The sequence below is a fragment of the Alishewanella sp. d11 genome (genome assembly GCF_049390205.1).
Classification (GTDB): domain Bacteria; phylum Pseudomonadota; class Gammaproteobacteria; order Enterobacterales; family Alteromonadaceae; genus Alishewanella.
Genome location: NZ_CP186547.1, coordinates 54,801 through 74,935 on the forward strand (window position 1 = coordinate 54,801; position 20,135 = coordinate 74,935).

Consider the following 20,135-nt stretch of genomic DNA (forward strand, 5'->3'; position numbering starts at 1 on the left):
CTTTGCTATACTGCGCCCCACTTTTTAATAATGGGTAAAGTAACCAATGCGTGTAGTTATTCGCTTGTTTTTTCGGCTAATCCGTCTGATTCTCACCCCTTTTATGCTCTTAGCCGAATGGCTAACCACCCCCAAAGCGATTAGTCGCAGCGCGGCTCAACAAGCCGAGATAGATAACGCCTGCAAACAACTGGCGTTATACCAATTTAAAGCTTGTCCATTTTGTATTAAGGTACGTAAAGAAATGGCGCGGCTTGGCCTTAACATTGAAAAACGCGATGCCCAGCATAACGCGCAGTATCGAGCAGAATTAGCCGCACAAGGTGGCAAAATCAGCGTACCCTGTTTACGCATTACAACAGGCTCAGCTGACGCGACTGAAGTACAATGGCTCTATGAATCAGCCGATATTATCCACTATCTACAGCAACGTTTTGGCGCTAACTAGCTAGCGCCATATACGGATAAATATTTACCACGCACTACACCGAGAAAGCAGCCAATAACAGCGCAATAAAGCCCAGTAAAAAAGCCACTGCGACCCAATTAGGCAAACGCCTAACTGGCTTAGCAACCGCATTTTGACCGGAAATTAAATCGACAAAAACACTGCCTTTTTCCGGATCAAACTTAGTGACAGCCATTACTTTACCAGTTTATTAGCCTCTCACTGGCGCGGATGTTGATACGCCTACGTCTTTTTTAAAAAACAATACCATCAAATAAACAAGCGCCAAGGGTGGCATAATACAGAGAAATACACCAAGCAGCCCCGCTAAAATCGGCTTTTCTGTTTTACGACGGCCAAGATAATAACTCAGTACACCTACTACCAGTACAAATACGAACATGATTTGTCCAACTAGCGTAGCATTGATATTCATATAAACTCTCCTTGTGATATGTAACAAGGGCATTAAAGCCCTCAATAAAGTATTAATAAAAAATATAAAATCTTACCCTTGTGAACGTAGCAAGGGGCCAAGCCTTTAAATTACACAGTTTATTAACTGCCTGTACCAATATTACGCTTTTTCATGTAAGCACGCAAACCGGCTGCACCTAAATCCTTAGACTTTTGCAAACCTGCAAATACGCCTTGTTGATCTTCTGCTTTGCGATGTTGTCCCTCGCAGCCGTTTGCCACTGCAGAATTCTCTATCACTATCGCGGTTTAGGCTAGGTAAACCGACGCGGGCCGCGAAGCAGCGTTTTGAGGGTACTTGTTAGCTTTGAATTTCATGATATGTAGCATTTGGAAAAAGCTCTTGGCAATGCGCTATAACATTAGTAATAAAATTTCTCGAAATCCACATATCATAAGCATTACCGCCCTGACTAAAGAGTGTTAAACAACGGCCTGCTCTCTGCAATTTAACAATATCATTTTTTTTAATCGACTTACCACCGAGCGTTGTCGCTCTGGAAAACAAGGTTTGTCTAATGACGACTACTTCACCCAAGTCTTCAATTATTGCTGTTGGCGTATTAAATTTAGCGGAACGATGCAACCAGAAAACTAAGCCAGTTGAAAGCAAAGCCAACAGAAAAAGATAAAAATTGAACGATGTCACAAAAACTCCTTTTAAATGCTAACGCCCGCTACAAACGCGAGCAACTTATTGCAAATCGAGCGCCGCAGGCGCGTTGTGCTGGCGATTATTAGAGCTCACAGCTTGATGACTGCCAACATATCTTCACCCTCTTCATCCAAACCCACTTCCTGAAAGCCAAAACTCGAGTAGAAATCTTTAGCTACTGGGTTTTCAGGGTCATAGCAAATTTCTATTTCTTTTACTTTGTCACTGGCTTTGATTTCATTCAGCGCCAAATTTAGCGCAGCTCTACCAATGCCAGTTTTTTGATAGCGTTGATCCACCATAAAACGCCAGATAGACACTTTTTCAGGCGTTTCAGAAACCCACATGAAAAAACCGACAGGCTTATCGTTTTGATAGATCGCTCTGCAAGTATGCCCTTGGCAATAATGTGATTCAACCAATGACCACATATTACTCGCAACATACTCCTGCTGCTCATCCGTGACATCTAAGTCACATACAGCTTCATAATTTGAACTTGTAACTTCTTCCAGTGTGATACTCATAACTTTCCTTAGCTCTAACGTTTGGTTAAGGATCGGGCTTTAGCCCGCCCCAGTGAGCGAAGCGAGCGATTTGAACCATTTGTTACCAGTTGGTAGTCAGGAAATCAAAGCGCATGTTGTGATATATGCTTTGCTATCTCTACTATTGCTGTTTTGCCAGTGAACTCAAACTTCACTTTTCCTACAGCGGATAGGTAGATCTCCAGCTCGGAGTCAAGATCAAAGGTACCTGAGGTTTCCACCGAGTAAGCAACAATGTTTTTGTAAGGGATGGATGTAAAATCTTTTTTGCTGCCAGTTAGGCCTTGCACGTTTACAGCAATTATGCGTTTACTGGTGAAAACTACGCCATCGCGCATAGACTTGTATGAATCGATGATTTTCTCGTTCTCTAGCAATAGCGCAGTTACAATTTCTGCGTATTCGCTGTTTTGTTTAAGCTTGAAGAATCCTTTGTTATTGAAGTCGATCATATTTATTCCTTGTTCTGCTATCGCCCGCCACAAACGCGAGCAACTTGTTGCGAGTCGTGCCGCAAAGCGGCGTTTTGGTGGCGCTTGTTAGCCTCCATGCTTGACCTCTAGCTTTGCATTATCAAATAAAGTAACAAAGCCTTTCTCTTCAGATAGCTTCAAGAAAACTGACAAGCCTATTTCATTAATCTCACTTGGAAACTTCTGATAACCGGTTTTAACTGAAAAATTCAGTTTGCCGGATTTTTCATCCTGAATAATTTGTTGGGTTGCGCTAAAGTTTTTTACCGCTTCATCTGACAGTTTTAGAGTGTACTCAGTCTTTCCAGCTGACTTTGAGAAAAAACCGGCCACCGGTGCAATTTTTTCTTGGCGAAGCAAAATCAACGGAAACTTAAATTTTCTCATACCTTTTGCAGTAGTTAGTTCAAGAGCCAATTCAGTACTCTCTACGTCTATTAGAACGGGCTCATCGACCTGTATTTTTGCCCTAAGAACCTGAGGATTAATGTTTACAAAGTCATCTTTACCAAATGAACGAAACTCGAGCATTGTGCCAAGCGGGACACTAGCGCAGCTGCTTAATAAAAAAATAATTATAATCAAAGAAAATCTTGCCATAGAGACCATCCTTGTTTTTAAGGCTAACGTATTGCTAATTGGCTGCCGTAGCGCAGTATAGGCAGTTCAGTGGAGGCCATGTTGCTTGTGGCCAGAACGAAATTAAGCAATAACTTGTTATGCATTTACTTTAATCTTTGGCACTTTAAGTCGCATACACAACAGAACCAGTAAACCGCACATTAAACCATTAGCTAAAGAACCGCTTAGGCCTAAATTTACGAAAATCGGCTTTATCAAAAGAGTACTGAATACAACAGGAATGAACAATATTGCCACCCATTTGAAGCTTACATATAACTGGATGGGTTTAGCGCATTTTGGGCAAACTTTAGATTTGCCAAATTTGTTCATTTCTTTAGAGAATACGCTGACTGATTCGAAACAATGTGGACACTTCATGTGTTACCTCCTTGTAAGTGCGCCCATTTAAGGGGCTAAAAACTGTTTACTATAACGTTAAGCAAAGCGAAACCGAGCAAAATGTTAGCAGTCCCGCTTTAGATTCTTGTTAAATGCTTAGTCACTAAAGCTAAACAAATTACTCTTCTTTATTAGAGGTTTAAGACTTTCAACTGCACCATTATTTTTATGATAAAGGATATAAGTGAAATCCCATGTTTCTGCTAATACTGCATTTAACGAAGGAATAATAATAGTCGTGAAATTCATTTGCCCTCTATTCATATCTTCTTCGTAGGTGGGCAAATATTTATCCAAGTCTTCAAGTTTATCAATGGTCTCGTTTTCTAAATTAACTGCGTACAATTCATATTCTGAATGTAGCAACCTCACTAATTGATTAAACCTTTGCCATTCAGATTCTGTTACTTCATCTAGCTTATAACACTCTTCTCGACATAGCCAACCACCCCATAAGGAAATGAATTCCTGAGAAAACTCTTCCCTTACTTCCCAATCATCAAAATACTCAGAGATCATAGAAACACCTAACACCTGACTATTGTGCGCTGCGAAGCAGTGTCACAGCCAAACTTGTATGGCGCAATAAGTCCTTTGTTATGTAACAACTTCATTTGAAACAAATTTTTTCCTCGTTAAGAATAGCGTGATAAGTAATGCAGCACCAAGAATAGTTCCTATTGGAAAGACAAAAATAGCAAAACCAGAAATGATTACTGAAAACCATACAATCCATCTAGCTCGGTAATGTAAAGCGGCAATTGATATAATTAATAACGCGATACTAGGAATAATTAAACCAACTCCGAACAAGGTAAGAATGCTACCTTTTCGGCGTTCATCTGCGCTAACTTGTGTTTCTTTTGGTTCAAAGAGTGAGATTGATTGATATTCCGAATACATTGAGAATGCAGTAGTTGCAAGACCAATCGGCAAGACCAACGATAACAAAACAGCAACAATGGCAATATATTTACCAATAACTTCCTTTTTCAAACCTGTAATCCTCGATTAGTTACATAACGCCCGCCACAAACGCGAGCAACGTGTTGCGAGTCGACCGCCCAACGGGCGCGTTTTTGATAGCGATTGTTATGCATACTTAACTCTGAACACCCTTTTCTTGGTGTATATATAGCAAGATTTTTTCTAAGGAATAAAAGAGTAAATATAAAACAACGTTCAGCCCAAGAATTACAACCATCCATATATAGCCTTGATCACCTGAAGTATATTCAATACCAAGTTCAAAATGATGCTCACGGTTTGATCGAACTAAAAACCAGTTTGCTGACATTGAAAAAAGCAGCGCAATACCAAGCCAAACTGTTGATATAATTCTATATTTATAAACAATAGCTCTAATTTTCTCTTCTTTCATAAAGCACTTCCCTTAGATAGGCATAACACTTTCCATAACCGGCTTGTGGCGCTCTTCCACAAATCCGGTTCATGGTTTTGTTATGTCGCTATTCTTCGTATACTTATATTCACAAGATACAACCGCTCCACACAAGCCACTGAATGCAAGCAGAGAAACAGCACTAACTATGCTCCATATACTTCCAATAATAGCAATACCACTATTGTCTGGAGTGTTGAAAGACATTGTTGCTCCACCTAAATCTTTAGTTATGGCCTCCGAGCCGAGAAATGGGATTGCTAGAATTAAAAAAATCGTTAATAAAAACAAAAGGTAACTCAATATACCTATCAATCTAGTGGCGAATAATAAAGGTTTCAAATTTTCAGATTTTAAATTTGAGTACGGATAAAATTTCATTAAAAATCCCTTTTTTAGTTAAAAATACGGCTGGTTGCCATGATGACATAACAACTTATTAGTTTGGAACGCCCACGCTTTCCAGCCATGTAAACGCCCTTCCATCTTTTGTAAAAAAATAACACTATCTAATAACATACCGTAAATCAACAGATTTTTTGGCGTGATACAGAAACATCACGGAGAAAGCGCGGTTTTACCTCGCAATCTACTTGCTAACAATTAATTCATCATAAGCTGTATAGAAATACATTTATCGTTATTTTTAAACGTGCCTTTTTTTGCTAACTCAAAAATCCATTATAAAAAAACGGGGCTAGGCCCCGTTTTGGAAAATAAGCGTAACGCTTTATGTTGTAACGCTTAGCTTAAACTCACCTTGATCTGGCTAACCACCGCTAAAGCTTTTGCGGTAGCATCTTCTACCGTATCGGCTAAGGCTAGGGCTACGCCCATACGGCGTTCGCCTTGTACCTCGGGCTTACCAAAAATTCTAAACTCGGTGTCGGGGTTAGCTAAGGCTTGGGCTAAACCGGCATATTGAATACTTTGGCTATGGCCTGGTACCAGCAATACCGCGGAGGCGGCTGCGCCATATTGTTTAATTTGCGGAATAGGCAAGCCTAAAATAGCGCGGGCGTGCAGCGCAAACTCGCTTAGTTGTTGTGAGATTAAGGTCACCATGCCGGTATCATGTGGTCTGGGGGAGACTTCACTAAACCAAACGTCATCGCCCTTAATAAACAGCTCTACCCCAAACAGGCCTTTACCGCCAAGTGCTGTCACCACGGCTTTGGCATAGGCTTCGGCTTGTTGTTGTGCTTGAGCAGACATAGCTTGTGGTTGCCAGCTCTCGCGGTAATCGCCTTTTTCTTGGCGGTGACCGATTGGCGCACAATATTGAATACCGGACACTGAATTTATCGTTAACAAGGTAATTTCGTAGTCAAAGTCGATAAAGCCTTCCACGATAACGCGGCCTTTGCCAGCACGACCGCCCTCTTGCGCATAAGCCCAAGCGGCTTCTAAGTCAGCCTCAGAACGCAGTACGCTTTGACCTTTACCCGACGATGACATAATGGGCTTTACCACACAGGGGTAACCAATGGCGGCCACGGCGGCTAAAAAGCCCGCTTTGTCTTCGGCAAACTGGTAAGGTGAGGTTTTTAATTTGAGGTCTTCGGCAGCTAACCGGCGAATACCTTCGCGGTTCATGGTCAAGTTAACCGCTTTGGCGCTTGGTACAACATTAAAACCAGCATCTTCTAGCTCGATCAAGACTGAGGTAGCAATCGCTTCTAACTCCGGCACAATCAGAGCCGGTTTTTCGGTAATCACTAACTGACGCAACGCCGCATTATCCAGCATCGACATCACTACTGCTTTGTCGGCCACTTGCATGGCTGGAGCATTCGGGTAACGATCAACCGCAATCACTTCGCAGCCATACCGCTTTAATTCAATACATAATTCTTTGCCAAGCTCGCCTGCACCTAATAATAAAACCTTGGTGCTACTAGCGGTACCTGGAGTGCCTATTACTGTACTCATTTTACTTTCACCATTGGTCGCTCAGGGTGGCTCCAATCAACATGGAAGGTTTTGCCTTTGGCTTTATCGGTGCGCTCAAACGTATGAGCACCAAAAAAGTCACGTTGGCCTTGCAGTAAGTTAGCAGGCAGTACTGCGGTGCGATAGGCATCGTAATAACTTAAGGCTGAACTTAAGGCGGCTACCGGAATACCGGCTAACGAGGCATTGGCCACGGCTTTACGCCAATTTTGTTGATACACCGAAATTTGCTTAGAAAAGAACGGATCGAGCAGCAAATTTTCTAGCTCATCGTTGCGCTCATAGGCTTCGGTAATAGATTGTAAAAATACCGCACGAATAATACAGCCGGCGCGCCAAATTTTCGCAATTTCGGCAAAGTTTAACTGCCAGCCATGTTCATCGGCGGCGGTTTTCATTAAATGGAAGCCTTGTGCATATACACAAATTTTGGCGCAGTACAAAGCATCGTGCAGTGCTTGAATAATCTCGGCTTGTTGGGCTTCGCTATACAAGTTTTGGGCGGGGCCGGCTAACACGGTCGCTGCTTTTACCCGCTCGGCTTTTAAAGCAGAGATAGAACGCGCATATACCGCTTCGGCAATAGTGGGGGCTGGGCTACCTAATTGCAGGCTGCTTACCGCTGTCCACAGGCCGGTACCTTTTTGGCCTGCCTTATCCATAATCACATCTACCAGCGGTAAACCGGTTTCGCTATCTTTGGTGGCTAGCACTTCGGCGCTAATCCCCATTAAGTAGCTGTTTAAGGGGCCTTGGTTCCAGCGTTTAAAAATCTCGGCAATAGCGGCTGCGGTCATACCCAGCACGTCCCGCATCACTTGATACACTTCGCAAATCAGCTGCATATCGGCATATTCAATACCGTTGTGTACCATTTTAACGTAATGGCCTGAGCCACTTGGCCCAATGTAAGCGGCACAAGGCTCGCCTTCTTTTACGGGGTTACCCGGCTCGAAACGCTCTATTGGCTTGCCGGTGGCGGGATCTACTTTCGCGGCAATGGCTTGCCACATCGGTTTAATGCGCGTCCAAGCATAAGGATCGCCGCTTGGCATCAGTGATGGACCAAAGCGCGCCCCTACTTCACCGCCAGAAACGGCGGTTGAGAAGAAAATAAATTTACCTTCGTAGCTTTTTTCCCGCGCCACGGTATCGGTCCACAGGCTGTTACCGGTGTCGACAATAATATCGTCAGCTTGAATACCCGCATCAATCAGCTTGTGACAAACATCATCAACGGCTTTACCGGCGGGAATAGACAGAACAATCAGGTGGGGGGCAGAAAGACGGGACAATAATTCAGTATAAGAGCTACAACCTATAACGCGGGGTGGCTGCTCTCCCCGCTCAGCGGTATCTTGTGCGAGCACCGCTTGCAGTTTTTGGTGATCAAGGTCAAAAGCCGCAACCCGATAACCATTATCTGCCAAGTTCAGAATAAGGTTTTTGCCCATTACTCCGGCCCCAACAAAGCCGATATCACACAAAGGTGTGTTGTCTGTCATCTGACGATCCTTAACGCGTTTAAAAAGTGCTCGCTAGCGACGGGCTTAGCTAGCACGGGTCGTAAAATGGCCGGCATTATATACGTAAACCGCATCCAGATGCGAGCTTGCCAGCACGACTAGGTCAATTCTTGCCAAACCGACAAACTATGCGCAGTTTGTAACCAGCGCTGTTCTTGAATTGGCTCGCTGGGGATTAGCCCATCGTTTACTGCAGTATCAAACACCAGCTGCTTCAGCGCACCGGGTAAGTTCACCGTATTATTTTTGGCTGAGCCATTGAGAATAATAAACAGCGAGCGTTGCAGCGTCCGGTTTTCAATCTGCAGCATACAGCAGGCCAATTCGGCATGATGCCAGTCTTGCTCTTTCATTTCGGTGCCATCGGCCAGATACCACGATACCTGATGTTTGTCGCCATGCCGCTGGTAGTGATCATCCAGCAAACTAAGCTGCTGCAAACACGCGAATTTTTTTCTAAGCGCCAGCATTTGTTTAACAAACTGCAAAAATTTATGCGCGGGGCCATCTAACTGCCAGTTTAACCAAGAAATGGCATTATCTTGGCAATACGCATTGTTATTGCCATGTTGGGTCTGGCTTAACTCATCGCCGCCTAACCAGTGGATCATGCCTTGGCTTAACAGCAAGGTCGCCACTAAATTGCGTTTATGTTGATAACGGGCGTTTAAAATCGCCGGATCTGAGCTAGGGCCTTCCACGCCATGATTAACACTTAAATTGTGGCCATGGCCATCGCGGTTTTCTTCGCCGTTTAACCAGTTATGCTTTTGTTGATAACTCACCAGATCGTGCAAGGTAAAGCCATCGTGATAACACAGATAATTGACACTGCAACTGGCTGGTTTGTGGTGTTTTTGGAAAATATCGCGCGAGCCGAGTAAGCGGGTGGCTAAATCGGGTAACACGCCCTGATCACCGCGCCAAAAGCCACGGAAGGTGTCGCGGCATTTGTCATTTAATTCCGACCAATGCGCTGGAAATTGCCCTAAATGATAACCAAAAGGGCCAACATCCCAAGGTTCGGCAATTAACTTCGCTTGGCTAATAATCGGATCTTGCGCGATGATCTGAAAGAACGCGGCATAAGGGTTAAACCTTTTGTATTCGCGCCCTAAGGTCACGGCCAAATCAAAACGAAAACCATCAACCTGCATCTCCGTCAACCAATAACGCAGTGCATCTAGTACCATTTTTTGCATCATCGGATGCGAGACATTTAAGGTATTGCCACAGCCAGTAAAGTTGCAATAATTTTGATAATCAGCAATTTCACCGTGGGCATGAAATAAGTAATATTGCCGATTGGCTAAGCCACGAAAACTTAATACTGGGCCATCATCGCCAGCTTCTGCAGTATGGTTAAACACCACATCCAAAATAACCTCTAGGCCATGCTGATGTAAGGTGCGTACCAAGGTTTTAAACTCAGTTACCGCATCTTCGTATTGATAACGTGGCTCAGGGGCAAAAAAGCCAACAGGGTTATACCCCCAGTAATTGGTTAGCTTTAACCCGCTTAAACGGGGTTCAGCCATAAAGGCGGTAACGGGCAATAATTGAACTGTGGTAATGCCCAGCGCTTTTAAATGCGCAACAATAGCAGGGTGGCATAAGCCTAAATAGGTGCCACGCAAGTGCTCCGGCACCTCGGGATGTTGCATAGTCAGCCCTTTCACATGGGCTTCGTAAATCACTGTTTTTTCGCGCGGGATAACCGGTTTGGTAACGCCTTGCCAGTCAAACTCGTGTTGTTCTAGCACACCTTTGGCTAGCGCATAATGGCTACGATTCAGATATTGTTGCTCTTGCCATATTTGCGGCCGGTTTAAACGCCGACAATAAGGATCGAGTAAAACTCGGCTTTTATCAAAACGCAAGCCTGCATCGGGTTTGTGCGGGCCGTCAGCTTTTAACGCATACAAGGAGCCAACCGCGATACCACGGACTTGCAGATGCCAAATATCGCCAGTGCGGCCGCTAAAGGGGATTTCTGCCAATAATTCTTCGGTATCAGGCCGATACAAGCACAGCAGTAAATCTGAGGCATCTGGCGCATACACCGCAAAATTCCAACAACCTGCAGCCTGCGGAGTCGCGCCCAGCGGCGCCGGTTGCCCAACCGACATTTCCAGTAATCCCATGCCCGGTGTCATCGCTATTCCTTACTGTTTTTTTCTAAGATACAAGGTGGCCAATGGCGGTAAATCCAGCACTAAACAATATGCTTGGCCTTGATAGGCATGGGCGCTACTGTGCAAACTGGACTGCTGTACTGGGAAATTACTACCCCAATAGTGTACGCTATCGGTGTTTAAGATCACCTCGTACTCGGCCAGCTCGGCTACCCCAATATGAAAACGGCTTCTGGGGACTGGCGTAAAGTTACTGACGACATAGAGCCGCTCACCTTGGCTGTCTTCACGGTAAAAACTCAGAGTGCTGTGCGCTGCATCCTGATGATCTAACCAACCAAAACCTTTGGTATCGTAGTCTAGTTGATACAGTGGCGCACAGCGCCGATAGGTCAGGTTTAAATCACGAAAGAGCTGCTGCATACCGCGATGCTTTTCAAAATCCAGTAAATGCCAGTCTAAACTTTGATTGTGATTCCACTCGGCACTTTGGGCAAACTCTATGCCCATAAAATTCATTTTTTTTCCTGGATGGGCAAACATAAAAGCCATATAAGCGCGCATATTGGCCGCTTGTTGCCATTCATCACCCGGCATTTTTTGCAGCAAACTGCCCTTACCATGCACCACTTCATCGTGTGATAGCGGCAGTACAAAGTTTTCGTTATAAGCGTACACCATGGAAAAGGTTAAATCGCTGTGATGATACTGCCGGTAGGCCGGATCTTTACTGATATAACGCAGGCTGTCATTCATCCAGCCCATATTCCATTTAAAGCCAAAGCCTAAACCACCGGCATCGGTTGGCCGTGATACCTGTGGGAAAGAGGTCGACTCTTCAGCAATGGTCATGGCATGCGGGAATTTGCTGTAAACTTCGCGGTTTAGCCACTGAAATAAACTAATGGCTTCATAATTATGGTTACCGCCATCGATATTAGGCACCCATTCACCGGCTTTACGTGAATAATCCCAGTACAGCATAGAGGCCACGGCATCGACGCGAATGCCATCGATATGAAAATGCTCTAACCAATACAGGGCGCTAGCGACTAAAAACTGCCGCACATAGTCTTTACCAAAATCGTAAATACAGGAGTTCCAATCGGGGTGCCAGCCACGGCGTGGATCGTCATACTCATAGAGATGGCTCCCATCAAAGCGGGCTAAACCATGACCATCTTCCGGAAAGTGTGCCGGTACCCAATCTAAAATGACGCCAATTCCGGCCTGATGGCAGGCATCAACAAAGGCTTTAAATTCATCAGGGTTACCAAAGCGCGAGGTGGGCGCAAACAACCCCAGTGGCTGATAGCCCCAAGAACCATCAAATGGATGCTCCATTACGGGCATCAGTTCAATATGGGTATAGCCCATATCCAATACATAAGGAATCAGCTGCTCAGCTAGCTCGCGGTAAGATAAGGGCTGATTGTCGCCCTTTCGCCGCCAAGAACCCGCATGCACTTCATAAATGCTCATTGGCTGCTGGTAGATATTAACCTGCGGCCGTTGCTGCCAAACGCTGTCTTGCCATTGATAACGGCTATGATCGTAAACTAAAGAAGCATGTGAGGGATATTGCTCAGCATAAAACGCCATCGGATCGGCTTTATGCGGTAATACGTTGCCGTGCCCGTCTTTAATCTCAAACTTATAACGCACCCCAGCGGCAATTTCCGGCACGACTAACACCCAATGGCCACACTGGGTGCGCTCCATCGGATGGCAACGACCATCCCAGCCATTCATATCCCCAACTAGGCTTACGCTGCTGGCATTGGGCGCATACACCGCAAAACGGGTGGCATGCACTGTCTTGCCGGCAACATCCAGCGTAATTAGCTGCGCGCCTAATTGGCGGTATAAATTCTCTGGCTGCGCTTGTACGAAGTGCACGGCATAAAAGGCTTCTGCTGTAAATTGGTAAGGGTCATACAGCTTATAGTTCTGTGTGCCTTGCGATACCTGAAAATAATAGGGCGTTGGTTTACGTTTTTTCGGTAGCAGCAATTGAAATAAGCCCACACAGTTTGCATCGGCTTGCAGTTGCCCTAAACTTTTTTGGGTTTTCGCATCAAAGGCTTCGACGGCGCTAGCATGCGGTAAATAACACCTTAGCAGCAAGCCTTGTGGCTTTTCATCCTGACTATTGGCTTGCCAGCCCAATACACTAAAGGGGTTGGCACAACGGGCCTCTGCTAAAAACGTAAAATGCATTACCTTGTCCTTCTGTTATTATTTTTTGAGCCTTAATGCGCTTTTCTCAATTCAGTCAAGCTGTGCAGTAAGCTACTAATAGCGGTATTCTCGGTCCACTGCTCCAGCTCTGCACTTAATTTGCGTCGCCAGTTAGGATACTCATTGCTGGTTCCTGGCACATTGACCGGCTGCGTCATTTCCAACCAATCTTCAATTTGTAAACACAGCAGCTGGTGCGAACCTGCGGCTAAATGTTGTTGCAGCGCATAGTTAAGGGTGCGATCCATGGCCAGATGGTCAACACTGCGCGGATACTCCTGCGGTAAACGATTGTGACCATGCAGCGAATCTAAAATACGTTGCTTATTCACATGGCGTTGCCCAAAGAGCTGTTGTAGTACTGCTTCATCTCTATACAAACCTAACTGCTGGCCTAGCTTCAGATCGTCACAATGCCAAAAGCCGATAAGTGTGGGTAAATCATGGGTGCTTAAGGTGGCCATCGCTTGCTCTGGGTAATGCGCAGGCGAAATGTAACCACCGTCGGGAGCCGTTTCAAAAAAGAATACCCGATACGAATAAATGGCAAATTGCTGCAGTAATTCGCGGATCCCGTCCGGCACGGTGCCCAGATCTTCCCCAATAATAACCGCTTGTTGCCGCTGGCTTTCTAAGGCTAGGATGCCCAACAAATCCATGATGGGGTAATACACATAAGCACCGCCACCGGCATTAGCCGCAGTTTTTGGCACCCACCATAAGCGGAGTAGTGCCATAACATGATCAATCCGCAGTGCGCCGGCATGCTGCATATTGCTACGAAACAAATCAATTAACGGCTGATAGGCTTGCTGGTATAGCTGATAAGGCTTCATCGGCGGTAAACCCCAATTTTGTCCAGCTGGCCCTAACGGATCAGGCGGTGCGCCGACACTGGCATCGCGGCAGTACAATTCAGGGTTAGCCCAAATTTCGGTAGAAGCTTCACTCACGCCCACCGCTAAATCGCGATATAAGCCCAATAACATACCACTGTCTTTGGCCAGCTGCTGCGCTTCGGCTAATTGCTGCTGCGCCATAAATTGCAGGTAACAGTAAAAATCCAGCTCGCTACTGTGCTCTGCGGCAAACTGTTGCACGGCTGCGCTGTCAATGTCACGGTATTGTTCTGGCCAATTTGGCCAACCCCAATATTGGCTATCTTGTTGGTACAAAAAGCTATGCAGTGCATCATAAAGCGCTAATTGCTGTAAACTGTCGCCACCCTGTTGCTTAAAGCGCGCAAAATCTTGCTGCAAAGGTGCAGCGGCATTCACCACAAACCACTGATAAAGCTGCTTAAGTACAGGCAGCTTTAACGCCATTACAGCTGCGTAATCGACCCAATCAGCCGCCCGCTGCGCCTGTAACTTCGCCATAAAGTCTACACTTTGCACCTGTTGCTGCAGTGTGGCGCACTCAACATAGCCAGGCAGTGCCGTGACATCAAGATAAATAATATTTAACCAGCGGCGTGAAGATGGGCTATATGGGCTGGCATTATCCGGCATAGCCGGATACAGCGCATGGATAGGGTTCAGGCCAATAAAGTCGGCACCGTGTTTGGCCAAGTAGCGAATTAAGGTTTTCAAATCGGTAAAATCACCAATCCCCCAATTGCGCGCTGAGCGCAGCGCATAAAGCTGAATGGCACTGCCCCATTGTTTTTGGCGCTCAAAAGCCGTGGGCTGGAAACAGCGGCCAGGCGTAATAATCAGCTGCTGGCTCACACTTAACTCGGTATCCAACAGCGTAAAGGTTAATTGGTGATAACCAGCTGGCAGGCTGAGATCGAACTGATGTTGATACTGATGGTATTCTTCGCCATCTAACACGGCGACTTGCGTCAATTCCCCTTCTACCGGAACCAACTGCCATTGCTGTTCTTCGCCGGATTCCGTTTTCAGGCTCAAGGTAAAAGTCAAGTTCGCCAACGCCAAGGGAACTTGGATCTCTAACTGCCAGCTATCGCCAACGTCTTGCACAGAGACCGGGGCAATTACTTGCTGCCAAAAGTCCAGTTGTCGCTGTAACAATTCTTGCCGCGTTGCCGTCTCATCCGCTACGGGGTAGCCCATAGCCGCCAATAATGCCAGTTGATCAGCCGCAGCAACTTCAGTGGCATTCCCCCAAGCATCGTTAAATTGGGTTTCTATACCATTAAAGGCAATCAGTTCTGAAAGTAGCGTGGCGTCCATTGGTAATCCTTAACAAAATAAAACTATTATAACGCTAACCTGTAATAGAGCATGTTTATCTTTTGCTTTGCCCTATTTGGCAGCATGCGACTATTTATACCATGCTAAATAGGTTTAAAGGGCAATTTACCAGCAAATTTTGTTGCTTAATTACAAAAAAGGCAACATAAATGCTTTTAGGCTTGAAAATTACTGCAAATAATGTAATTTTACTACAACATGCTATCCAGTAGTTATTAGCAAAATAAGTTAATGAATACGTTTTCAATTAGTCTAGCACTTTAACAGTGGGGTTTTTATGTCAATTCGTGTTGCAATTAACGGCTTTGGCCGTATCGGCCGTAATGTATTACGTGCACTCTACGAGAGCAGTAAAAATTACGATATTAAAGTAGTTGCTATCAATGACCTGGGCGATGCGGCAATCAACGCTCATTTGTTAAAGTACGATACAGCACATGGTATTTTCGCTGCTAATGTCAGTAATGATGACAAAGCTATCTATGTTAACAATGATGAAATTCGCACCCTCAGCGTCCGTAATCCAGCCGAACTGCCTTGGGCCGAGTTACAGATTGATGTTGTATTAGAATGTACAGGCTTATTTACCGATCGTAAAACCGCTGGCGCGCATTTAACCGCCGGTGCGAAAAAAGTCATTATTTCTGCACCAGCGAAAGACGTCGATGCCACTATTGTCTATGGTGTAAACCATCAGATCATTACCCCTGAGATGAACATTATCTCTAATGCTTCTTGTACCACGAACTGCTTGGCCCCTGTGGCTAAACCCTTGTATGAAGCCTTGGGCATTGAATCAGGTTTAATGACCACTATCCATGCCTATACCAATGATCAGCGGTTAAGTGACGTTTACCATACCGATTTACGGCGTGCTCGTGCTGCTGCAATGTCGATGATCCCAACCAAAACTGGCGCAGCTGCCGCTGTTGGTTTAGTTGTGCCTGAGTTAAAAGGTAAATTTGATGGTTTAGCGGTGCGGGTGCCAACCCTTAACGTGTCCTTAGTCGACTTAACCTTTATTGCTGGTCGCGAAACCACCGCAGATGAAGTTAACGCTATCGTGCGTCAAGCAGCCGCACAAAGCCCGATGAATCAAGTCCTCGCGGTTAACGATTTACCGTTAGTGTCTGTTGATTTTAACCACAACCCCATGTCGTCTATTTTTGATGCGACGGAAACGCGAGTACTGGGCAGACTGGTAAAAGTCATGAGCTGGTATGATAATGAGTGGGGCTTTAGCAACCGTATGCTGGATAACACGGTAGAATTAATGAAATTCTAATGTCATGTTGCCGTAAATAAAGCCAGCCTTTGCTGGCTTTATGCTTTTTGCAATCAGCCATTTTTGTTTAATCAGTCTAATCGCCGAGGTCGTTGTGTCAGCTATTACTGCCCAAACGGGTTTTGCTCATCTAGAAGATTTACCCTGCTATAAACTGACTTTTGGTGAGGCATCCGCGGTGATCTCGCTGTATGGTGGGCAGGTGTTGTCTTATCAATCTAAGCCAGCGCAAGAACATCTTTGGCTATCACCCTTAGCCCGTTGGCAGCAACAACAGCCTATTCGCGGTGGTGTACCTGTATGCTGGCCGTGGTTTGGTCCTATCGCGGCTGAGCTCAATCCGCAGCAATTAACCTTACCCAATCATGGTTTGGTGCGCACACGGTTCTGGAACCTGCTAGACACGACCGTTTCTGAGGAGGCCACTACCCTACGCTTAAGTATTGCAGTTGCGGACTTCCCTTATCGTGACAGCTCGCCCTCTAGCGACAAGCACGAGCCCGCGCCGGTATTAATTCTTACCTTGTGTTTAACGGCACACAGCTTGAGTATCAATTTAACTTGCGATACCCCAATGCTGCAGCAAGCCGCTTTACATAGTTATTTTAGTATTAGTGACCTAGCCACGATTCAGTTACACGGCATAGGCACAACGTATCGAGATAAAGTAAAACAAAATGCCGAGGTTATTGCTGACAGGCCGCTGAGTTTTAATCAGGAAATTGACCGGGTTTATACCAAGCCAGCAGCATTATTACTGCTTGAAAGTACGAAACAAAAACTGGGGCTTGAGCAACAAGGCTTTGACAGTACGGTGGTCTGGAACCCAGCGGCAGAACGCAGCAAGGCGATGGCAGATTTAACCGCAGATGGCTATCAGCAGTTTGTCTGCGTTGAAACTGCCCGCTTAGGGTTAAATCAGGCCAACGCCCTTAATTTGACCCAGCTTTTGCTCCCCACTTAAGGTGGGGAGCCCATCCTAATGCCAGCTTGATTTAAATTGTACTGTCTGCATTTCGCTCTGCCCATCTGCGAAATCTAACCAGAGATCAAGCTGCCAAAGCATATCAGGATCCGAGCAAGCGCCTAAAAAAAACTCAGCCTGCCAAAGCGGTATTTCGTCTGCAGTTGTCACTGCTCGCTGACGCCACTGTAACGGAATCCGCCCCATATACATGGATACACCGCGCAACTCACCTCTTACATTTATAAGCTCGCGACCGCTGTTTAACCTCATGGTTAAAGGGGTTTCCACTGGGATTGTCGATGGGCTTATCTGTAATTGCATCGTCTCGGTTTGCAGCAATATGGCTTCACTGCTATCTTTTTGTGAAGGCTTACAAGCTGTTAGTAGCATGAATGCGACCAAAAGCCAGATCAGTCGCTGGCGGGAATTACAAGAACAACACATCTAACCGTCATCATTAATTTAGGAGCTAAGCCGCCAGTTTAGCCTGAAATAGCCTAAATAAACCAGCGCCATGCTGAATTGAACACAAATTAAGCAGCGACTTTGTTCTACATCATAAAATGGGCGGCTTTGCCTATCTTTTATGGGGTAAAACTCGTATCATTTGAAGCAAATATAGTAAACGTGATCCGGCAAGATGCCACTTTTTGTCGATGACGATTACTTATAACAAGAAGGGCCACCTTGTGGTGGATTTTTAGTAACCAGCAAAAACTGCAGCGGAACTCAACATGAGCCAGACCAAACCGTTAAATGTTGAATACAACTATAGCGTTGTCCGCCTCTTTGCCATCACTACCGTATTATGGGGTATTGTTGGTATGGTGGTGGGTGTGTTAATTGCAGCCCAGTTATACTGGCCGGCGCTTAACTTTGATACTCCTTGGCTGACCTACAGCCGTCTTCGTCCTTTACATACCAATGCGGTAATTTTCGCTTTTGGTACCAGTGCGTTATTCGCAACCTGTTATTACATCGTACAACGCACCTGTCAGGTACGCTTGTTTGCAGAAAAGCTGGCAATGTTCACCTTTTGGGGCTGGCAAGTCGTAATTGTTGCTGCAGCCATAACTTTGCCAATGGGCTTAAGCCAGAGCAAAGAGTATGCAGAACTTGAGTGGCCAATTGATATTCTGATTACCATTGTATGGGTGTGTTTCGCTATTGTATTTTTTGGTACCTTAGCCAAACGTAAGACCAGTCATATTTATGTGGCTAACTGGTTCTATGGCGCTTTCATTATTACGGTTGCTGCGTTACATATCGTTAATAGCATGGTTATTCCTCTGAATTTTGGGAAGTCCTACTCGATCTATGCGGGCGCCGTTGATGCAATGGTTCAGTGGTGGTATGGCCATAATGCCGTAGGTTTCCTGTTAACGGCAGGTTTCTTAGGTATGATGTATTACTTCGTACCTAAGCAGTCTGGTCGTCCGGTATATTCTTACCGTTTATCTATCGTCCACTTCTGGGCATTGATCGCCTTATATATCTGGGCTGGTCCACACCACTTACACTACACTGCCCTGCCAGATTGGACTCAATCGCTTGGTATGGTGATGTCGGTTATCCTGTTTGTACCAAGCTGGGGCGGTATGATTAACGGTATCATGACGCTGTCAGGCGCATGGCACAAACTGAAAACTGACCCTATCTTACGTTTCTTAATTGTTTCACTGTCTTTTTACGGTATGTCGACGTTTGAAGGTCCAATGATGGCAATCAAGTCAGTAAACGCATTATCACACTACACTGACTGGACCGTAGGCCACGTACACTCAGGTGCGTTAGGTTGGGTAGCCATGATTTCTATCGGTGCTATGTACCACCTGATCCCTGCTGTTTATAACAAAGATGGCATGTACAGCTTAAAGCTGATCAATACCCACTTCTGGTTACACACTATTGGTGTAGTGCTTTACATTGTTGCCATGTGGATCAGCGGTATTATGCAAGGCATGATGTGGCGCGCAGTTAACACTGACGGTACTTTAACCTACAGCTTTGTGCAAAGTCTGGAAGCCTCCATGCCATTCTACCTGATGCGCTTTATTGGTGGTGTATTCGTGGTAGCCGGTATGTTAATCATGGCTTACAACGTTTATAAAACGGTAAGTAGTAAGCACCCTGCGGCTCAACCCGTAGCGGCTGCGGCGTAAGGAGACTGACGATGCAAAAGAATCATCATGAAAAAGTCGAGAAAAGCGTTGGCTTACTAGGCGTCTTAACTATTGTTGCCATCAGTTTCGGTACCCTGGTTCAAATAACGCCATTGATGTTTATGGAAGAAACCACGCAACCAATCGATGGTTTAAAACCTTACACTGCTTTGCAGATGGAAGGACGCGATATCTTTATCCGTGAAGGTTGTACTAACTGTCATAGCCAAATGATTCGCCCTTTCCGTGCCGAAGTTGAACGTTACGGTCATTACTCTGTTGCCGGTGAAAGCGTGTGGGAACATCCGTTCCTGTGGGGCTCTAAGCGAACTGGTCCTGATCTGGCTCGCGTAGGCGGCCGTTATAGCGATGATTGGCACTATGCGCATATGATGGACCCGCGCTCAGTGGTACCACAATCAAATATGCCAGCGTACCCTTGGTTAGATAAAAATGTACTGGATGGCAAATACACCGCCAGAAAGTTGGAAATTTTCCGTAGTTTTGGTGTGCCTTATACCGACGAAGATATCGCCGGTGCTGCTGATGCAGTAAAGGGCAAAACTGAAATGGACGCCTTGATTGCTTACTTGCAATCACTTGGCACCGCATTGAAGTAAT

22 protein-coding genes are annotated in these 20,135 nt (G+C 45.4%); 5 read left to right on the forward strand and 17 right to left on the reverse strand.

The features are described from left to right. Positions 1-46 precede the first annotated feature (46 nt). Positions 47-448, forward strand: coding sequence for a glutathione S-transferase N-terminal domain-containing protein (locus ACO1PK_RS00240; RefSeq protein ID WP_423186683.1), 402 nt, complete (start codon positions 47-49; stop codon positions 446-448). Between the two features lie 34 nt (positions 449-482). Here ACO1PK_RS00240 and ACO1PK_RS00245 read toward each other — a convergent pair whose 3' ends face one another. From ACO1PK_RS00245 to malQ, 16 genes are all read right to left on the reverse strand, one after another. Next, positions 483-644, reverse strand: a complete 162-nt coding sequence (locus ACO1PK_RS00245; RefSeq protein ID WP_423186684.1) for a hypothetical protein — start codon at positions 642-644, stop codon at positions 483-485. 15 nt (positions 645-659) lie between these two features. Further along, the gene (locus ACO1PK_RS00250) at positions 660-884 is read right to left on the reverse strand and encodes a hypothetical protein (RefSeq protein ID WP_423186685.1); all 225 of its coding nucleotides are present in this window, start codon (positions 882-884) and stop codon (positions 660-662) included. A 122-nt stretch (positions 885-1,006) separates the two neighbouring features. Next, positions 1,007-1,147 carry a hypothetical protein gene (locus tag ACO1PK_RS00255; RefSeq protein ID WP_423186686.1) on the reverse strand — a complete coding sequence of 47 codons (141 nt, stop codon included), beginning with the start codon at positions 1,145-1,147 and terminating at the stop codon, positions 1,007-1,009. Between the two features lie 79 nt (positions 1,148-1,226). After that, complete coding sequence (locus ACO1PK_RS00260; protein WP_423186687.1) at positions 1,227-1,574, reverse strand: hypothetical protein; 348 nt, start codon at positions 1,572-1,574, stop codon at positions 1,227-1,229. A gap of 95 nt (positions 1,575-1,669) precedes the next feature. Then, positions 1,670-2,107 carry a GNAT family N-acetyltransferase gene (locus tag ACO1PK_RS00265; RefSeq protein WP_423186688.1) on the reverse strand — a complete coding sequence of 146 codons (438 nt, stop codon included), beginning with the start codon at positions 2,105-2,107 and terminating at the stop codon, positions 1,670-1,672. Between the two features lie 104 nt (positions 2,108-2,211). Next, a complete protein-coding gene (locus tag ACO1PK_RS00270; protein WP_423186689.1) occupies positions 2,212-2,580 on the reverse strand; it encodes a PH domain-containing protein in 369 nt (122 codons plus the stop codon). A gap of 87 nt (positions 2,581-2,667) precedes the next feature. Further along, positions 2,668-3,201: a hypothetical protein gene (locus ACO1PK_RS00275; RefSeq protein ID WP_423186690.1), complete on the reverse strand. Its 534-nt coding sequence runs from the start codon at positions 3,199-3,201 to the stop codon at positions 2,668-2,670. A 519-nt stretch (positions 3,202-3,720) separates the two neighbouring features. Further along, a complete protein-coding gene (locus tag ACO1PK_RS00280) occupies positions 3,721-4,143 on the reverse strand; it encodes a hypothetical protein (protein ID WP_423186691.1) in 423 nt (140 codons plus the stop codon). A gap of 78 nt (positions 4,144-4,221) precedes the next feature. After that, entirely contained in the window at positions 4,222-4,620 is a 399-nt protein-coding gene (locus tag ACO1PK_RS00285; protein ID WP_423186692.1) for a hypothetical protein, read from the reverse strand. A gap of 106 nt (positions 4,621-4,726) precedes the next feature. Continuing rightward, entirely contained in the window at positions 4,727-5,005 is a 279-nt protein-coding gene (locus tag ACO1PK_RS00290) for a hypothetical protein (RefSeq protein WP_423186693.1), read from the reverse strand. A gap of 69 nt (positions 5,006-5,074) precedes the next feature. Next, the gene (locus tag ACO1PK_RS00295) at positions 5,075-5,407 is read right to left on the reverse strand and encodes a hypothetical protein (RefSeq protein ID WP_423186694.1); all 333 of its coding nucleotides are present in this window, start codon (positions 5,405-5,407) and stop codon (positions 5,075-5,077) included. A gap of 363 nt (positions 5,408-5,770) precedes the next feature. Beyond that, positions 5,771-6,958: a formate-dependent phosphoribosylglycinamide formyltransferase gene (purT, locus tag ACO1PK_RS00300; protein ID WP_423186695.1), complete on the reverse strand. Its 1,188-nt coding sequence runs from the start codon at positions 6,956-6,958 to the stop codon at positions 5,771-5,773. Further along, entirely contained in the window at positions 6,955-8,484 is a 1,530-nt protein-coding gene (gene gndA, locus ACO1PK_RS00305; protein ID WP_423186696.1) for an NADP-dependent phosphogluconate dehydrogenase, read from the reverse strand. The genes purT and gndA overlap by 4 nt, the downstream gene beginning before the upstream one ends. Before the next feature lie 119 nt (positions 8,485-8,603). Next, on the reverse strand, positions 8,604-10,661 hold the full coding sequence (glgX, locus tag ACO1PK_RS00310; protein ID WP_423186697.1) for a glycogen debranching protein GlgX: 2,058 nt from the start codon (positions 10,659-10,661) through the stop codon (positions 8,604-8,606). Between the two features lie 9 nt (positions 10,662-10,670). Next, positions 10,671-12,860 (reverse strand): 1,4-alpha-glucan branching protein GlgB, encoded by a 2,190-nt coding sequence (gene glgB / locus ACO1PK_RS00315; RefSeq protein ID WP_423186698.1) that lies wholly within the window; start codon positions 12,858-12,860, stop codon positions 10,671-10,673. Positions 12,861-12,892: 32 nt separating this feature from the next. Further along, a complete protein-coding gene (gene malQ / locus ACO1PK_RS00320) occupies positions 12,893-15,079 on the reverse strand; it encodes a 4-alpha-glucanotransferase (protein ID WP_423186699.1) in 2,187 nt (728 codons plus the stop codon). A gap of 298 nt (positions 15,080-15,377) precedes the next feature. Between malQ and gap the strand changes: the two genes are divergently transcribed. Together gap and ACO1PK_RS00330 are read left to right on the forward strand one after the other, a co-directional pair. Beyond that, positions 15,378-16,385: a type I glyceraldehyde-3-phosphate dehydrogenase gene (gene gap / locus ACO1PK_RS00325; protein WP_423186700.1), complete on the forward strand. Its 1,008-nt coding sequence runs from the start codon at positions 15,378-15,380 to the stop codon at positions 16,383-16,385. Between the two features lie 94 nt (positions 16,386-16,479). After that, the gene (locus ACO1PK_RS00330) at positions 16,480-17,349 is read left to right on the forward strand and encodes a D-hexose-6-phosphate mutarotase (protein ID WP_423186701.1); all 870 of its coding nucleotides are present in this window, start codon (positions 16,480-16,482) and stop codon (positions 17,347-17,349) included. Positions 17,350-17,364: 15 nt separating this feature from the next. Here ACO1PK_RS00330 and ACO1PK_RS00335 read toward each other — a convergent pair whose 3' ends face one another. Further along, positions 17,365-17,742, reverse strand: coding sequence for a hypothetical protein (locus ACO1PK_RS00335; protein WP_423186702.1), 378 nt, complete (start codon positions 17,740-17,742; stop codon positions 17,365-17,367). 344 nt (positions 17,743-18,086) lie between these two features. Here ACO1PK_RS00335 and ccoN point away from each other — a divergent pair, with 344 nt between their 5' ends. Together ccoN and ccoO are read left to right on the forward strand one after the other, a co-directional pair. Next, a complete protein-coding gene (ccoN, locus tag ACO1PK_RS00340) occupies positions 18,087-19,514 on the forward strand; it encodes a cytochrome-c oxidase, cbb3-type subunit I (protein ID WP_423186703.1) in 1,428 nt (475 codons plus the stop codon). A gap of 11 nt (positions 19,515-19,525) precedes the next feature. Continuing rightward, a complete protein-coding gene (gene ccoO, locus ACO1PK_RS00345) occupies positions 19,526-20,134 on the forward strand; it encodes a cytochrome-c oxidase, cbb3-type subunit II (RefSeq protein WP_423186704.1) in 609 nt (202 codons plus the stop codon). Position 20,135 lies beyond the last annotated feature (1 nt).

What these genes read in the sequence shown, in the direction of transcription:
- glgB (WP_423186698.1), bottom strand. Translation starts at nt 12,860, where the DNA reads ATGCATTTTACGTTTTTAGCAGAGGCCCGTTGTGCCAACCCCTTTAGT.
- ACO1PK_RS00290 (WP_423186693.1), bottom strand. Translation starts at nt 5,005, where the DNA reads ATGAAAGAAGAGAAAATTAGAGCTATTGTTTATAAATATAGAATTATA.
- malQ (WP_423186699.1), bottom strand. Translation starts at nt 15,079, where the DNA reads ATGGACGCCACGCTACTTTCAGAACTGATTGCCTTTAATGGTATAGAA.
- ACO1PK_RS00250 (WP_423186685.1), bottom strand. Translation starts at nt 884, where the DNA reads ATGAATATCAATGCTACGCTAGTTGGACAAATCATGTTCGTATTTGTA.
- ACO1PK_RS00335 (WP_423186702.1), bottom strand. Translation starts at nt 17,742, where the DNA reads ATGCTACTAACAGCTTGTAAGCCTTCACAAAAAGATAGCAGTGAAGCC.
- ccoO (WP_423186704.1), top strand. Translation starts at nt 19,526, where the DNA reads ATGCAAAAGAATCATCATGAAAAAGTCGAGAAAAGCGTTGGCTTACTA.
- ACO1PK_RS00240 (WP_423186683.1), top strand. Translation starts at nt 47, where the DNA reads ATGCGTGTAGTTATTCGCTTGTTTTTTCGGCTAATCCGTCTGATTCTC.
- purT (WP_423186695.1), bottom strand. Translation starts at nt 6,958, where the DNA reads ATGAGTACAGTAATAGGCACTCCAGGTACCGCTAGTAGCACCAAGGTT.
- ACO1PK_RS00270 (WP_423186689.1), bottom strand. Translation starts at nt 2,580, where the DNA reads ATGATCGACTTCAATAACAAAGGATTCTTCAAGCTTAAACAAAACAGC.
- ACO1PK_RS00280 (WP_423186691.1), bottom strand. Translation starts at nt 4,143, where the DNA reads ATGATCTCTGAGTATTTTGATGATTGGGAAGTAAGGGAAGAGTTTTCT.
- gap (WP_423186700.1), top strand. Translation starts at nt 15,378, where the DNA reads ATGTCAATTCGTGTTGCAATTAACGGCTTTGGCCGTATCGGCCGTAAT.
- ACO1PK_RS00245 (WP_423186684.1), bottom strand. Translation starts at nt 644, where the DNA reads ATGGCTGTCACTAAGTTTGATCCGGAAAAAGGCAGTGTTTTTGTCGAT.
- ccoN (WP_423186703.1), top strand. Translation starts at nt 18,087, where the DNA reads ATGAGCCAGACCAAACCGTTAAATGTTGAATACAACTATAGCGTTGTC.
- ACO1PK_RS00275 (WP_423186690.1), bottom strand. Translation starts at nt 3,201, where the DNA reads ATGGCAAGATTTTCTTTGATTATAATTATTTTTTTATTAAGCAGCTGC.
- gndA (WP_423186696.1), bottom strand. Translation starts at nt 8,484, where the DNA reads ATGACAGACAACACACCTTTGTGTGATATCGGCTTTGTTGGGGCCGGA.
- ACO1PK_RS00265 (WP_423186688.1), bottom strand. Translation starts at nt 2,107, where the DNA reads ATGAGTATCACACTGGAAGAAGTTACAAGTTCAAATTATGAAGCTGTA.
- ACO1PK_RS00295 (WP_423186694.1), bottom strand. Translation starts at nt 5,407, where the DNA reads ATGAAATTTTATCCGTACTCAAATTTAAAATCTGAAAATTTGAAACCT.
- glgX (WP_423186697.1), bottom strand. Translation starts at nt 10,661, where the DNA reads ATGACACCGGGCATGGGATTACTGGAAATGTCGGTTGGGCAACCGGCG.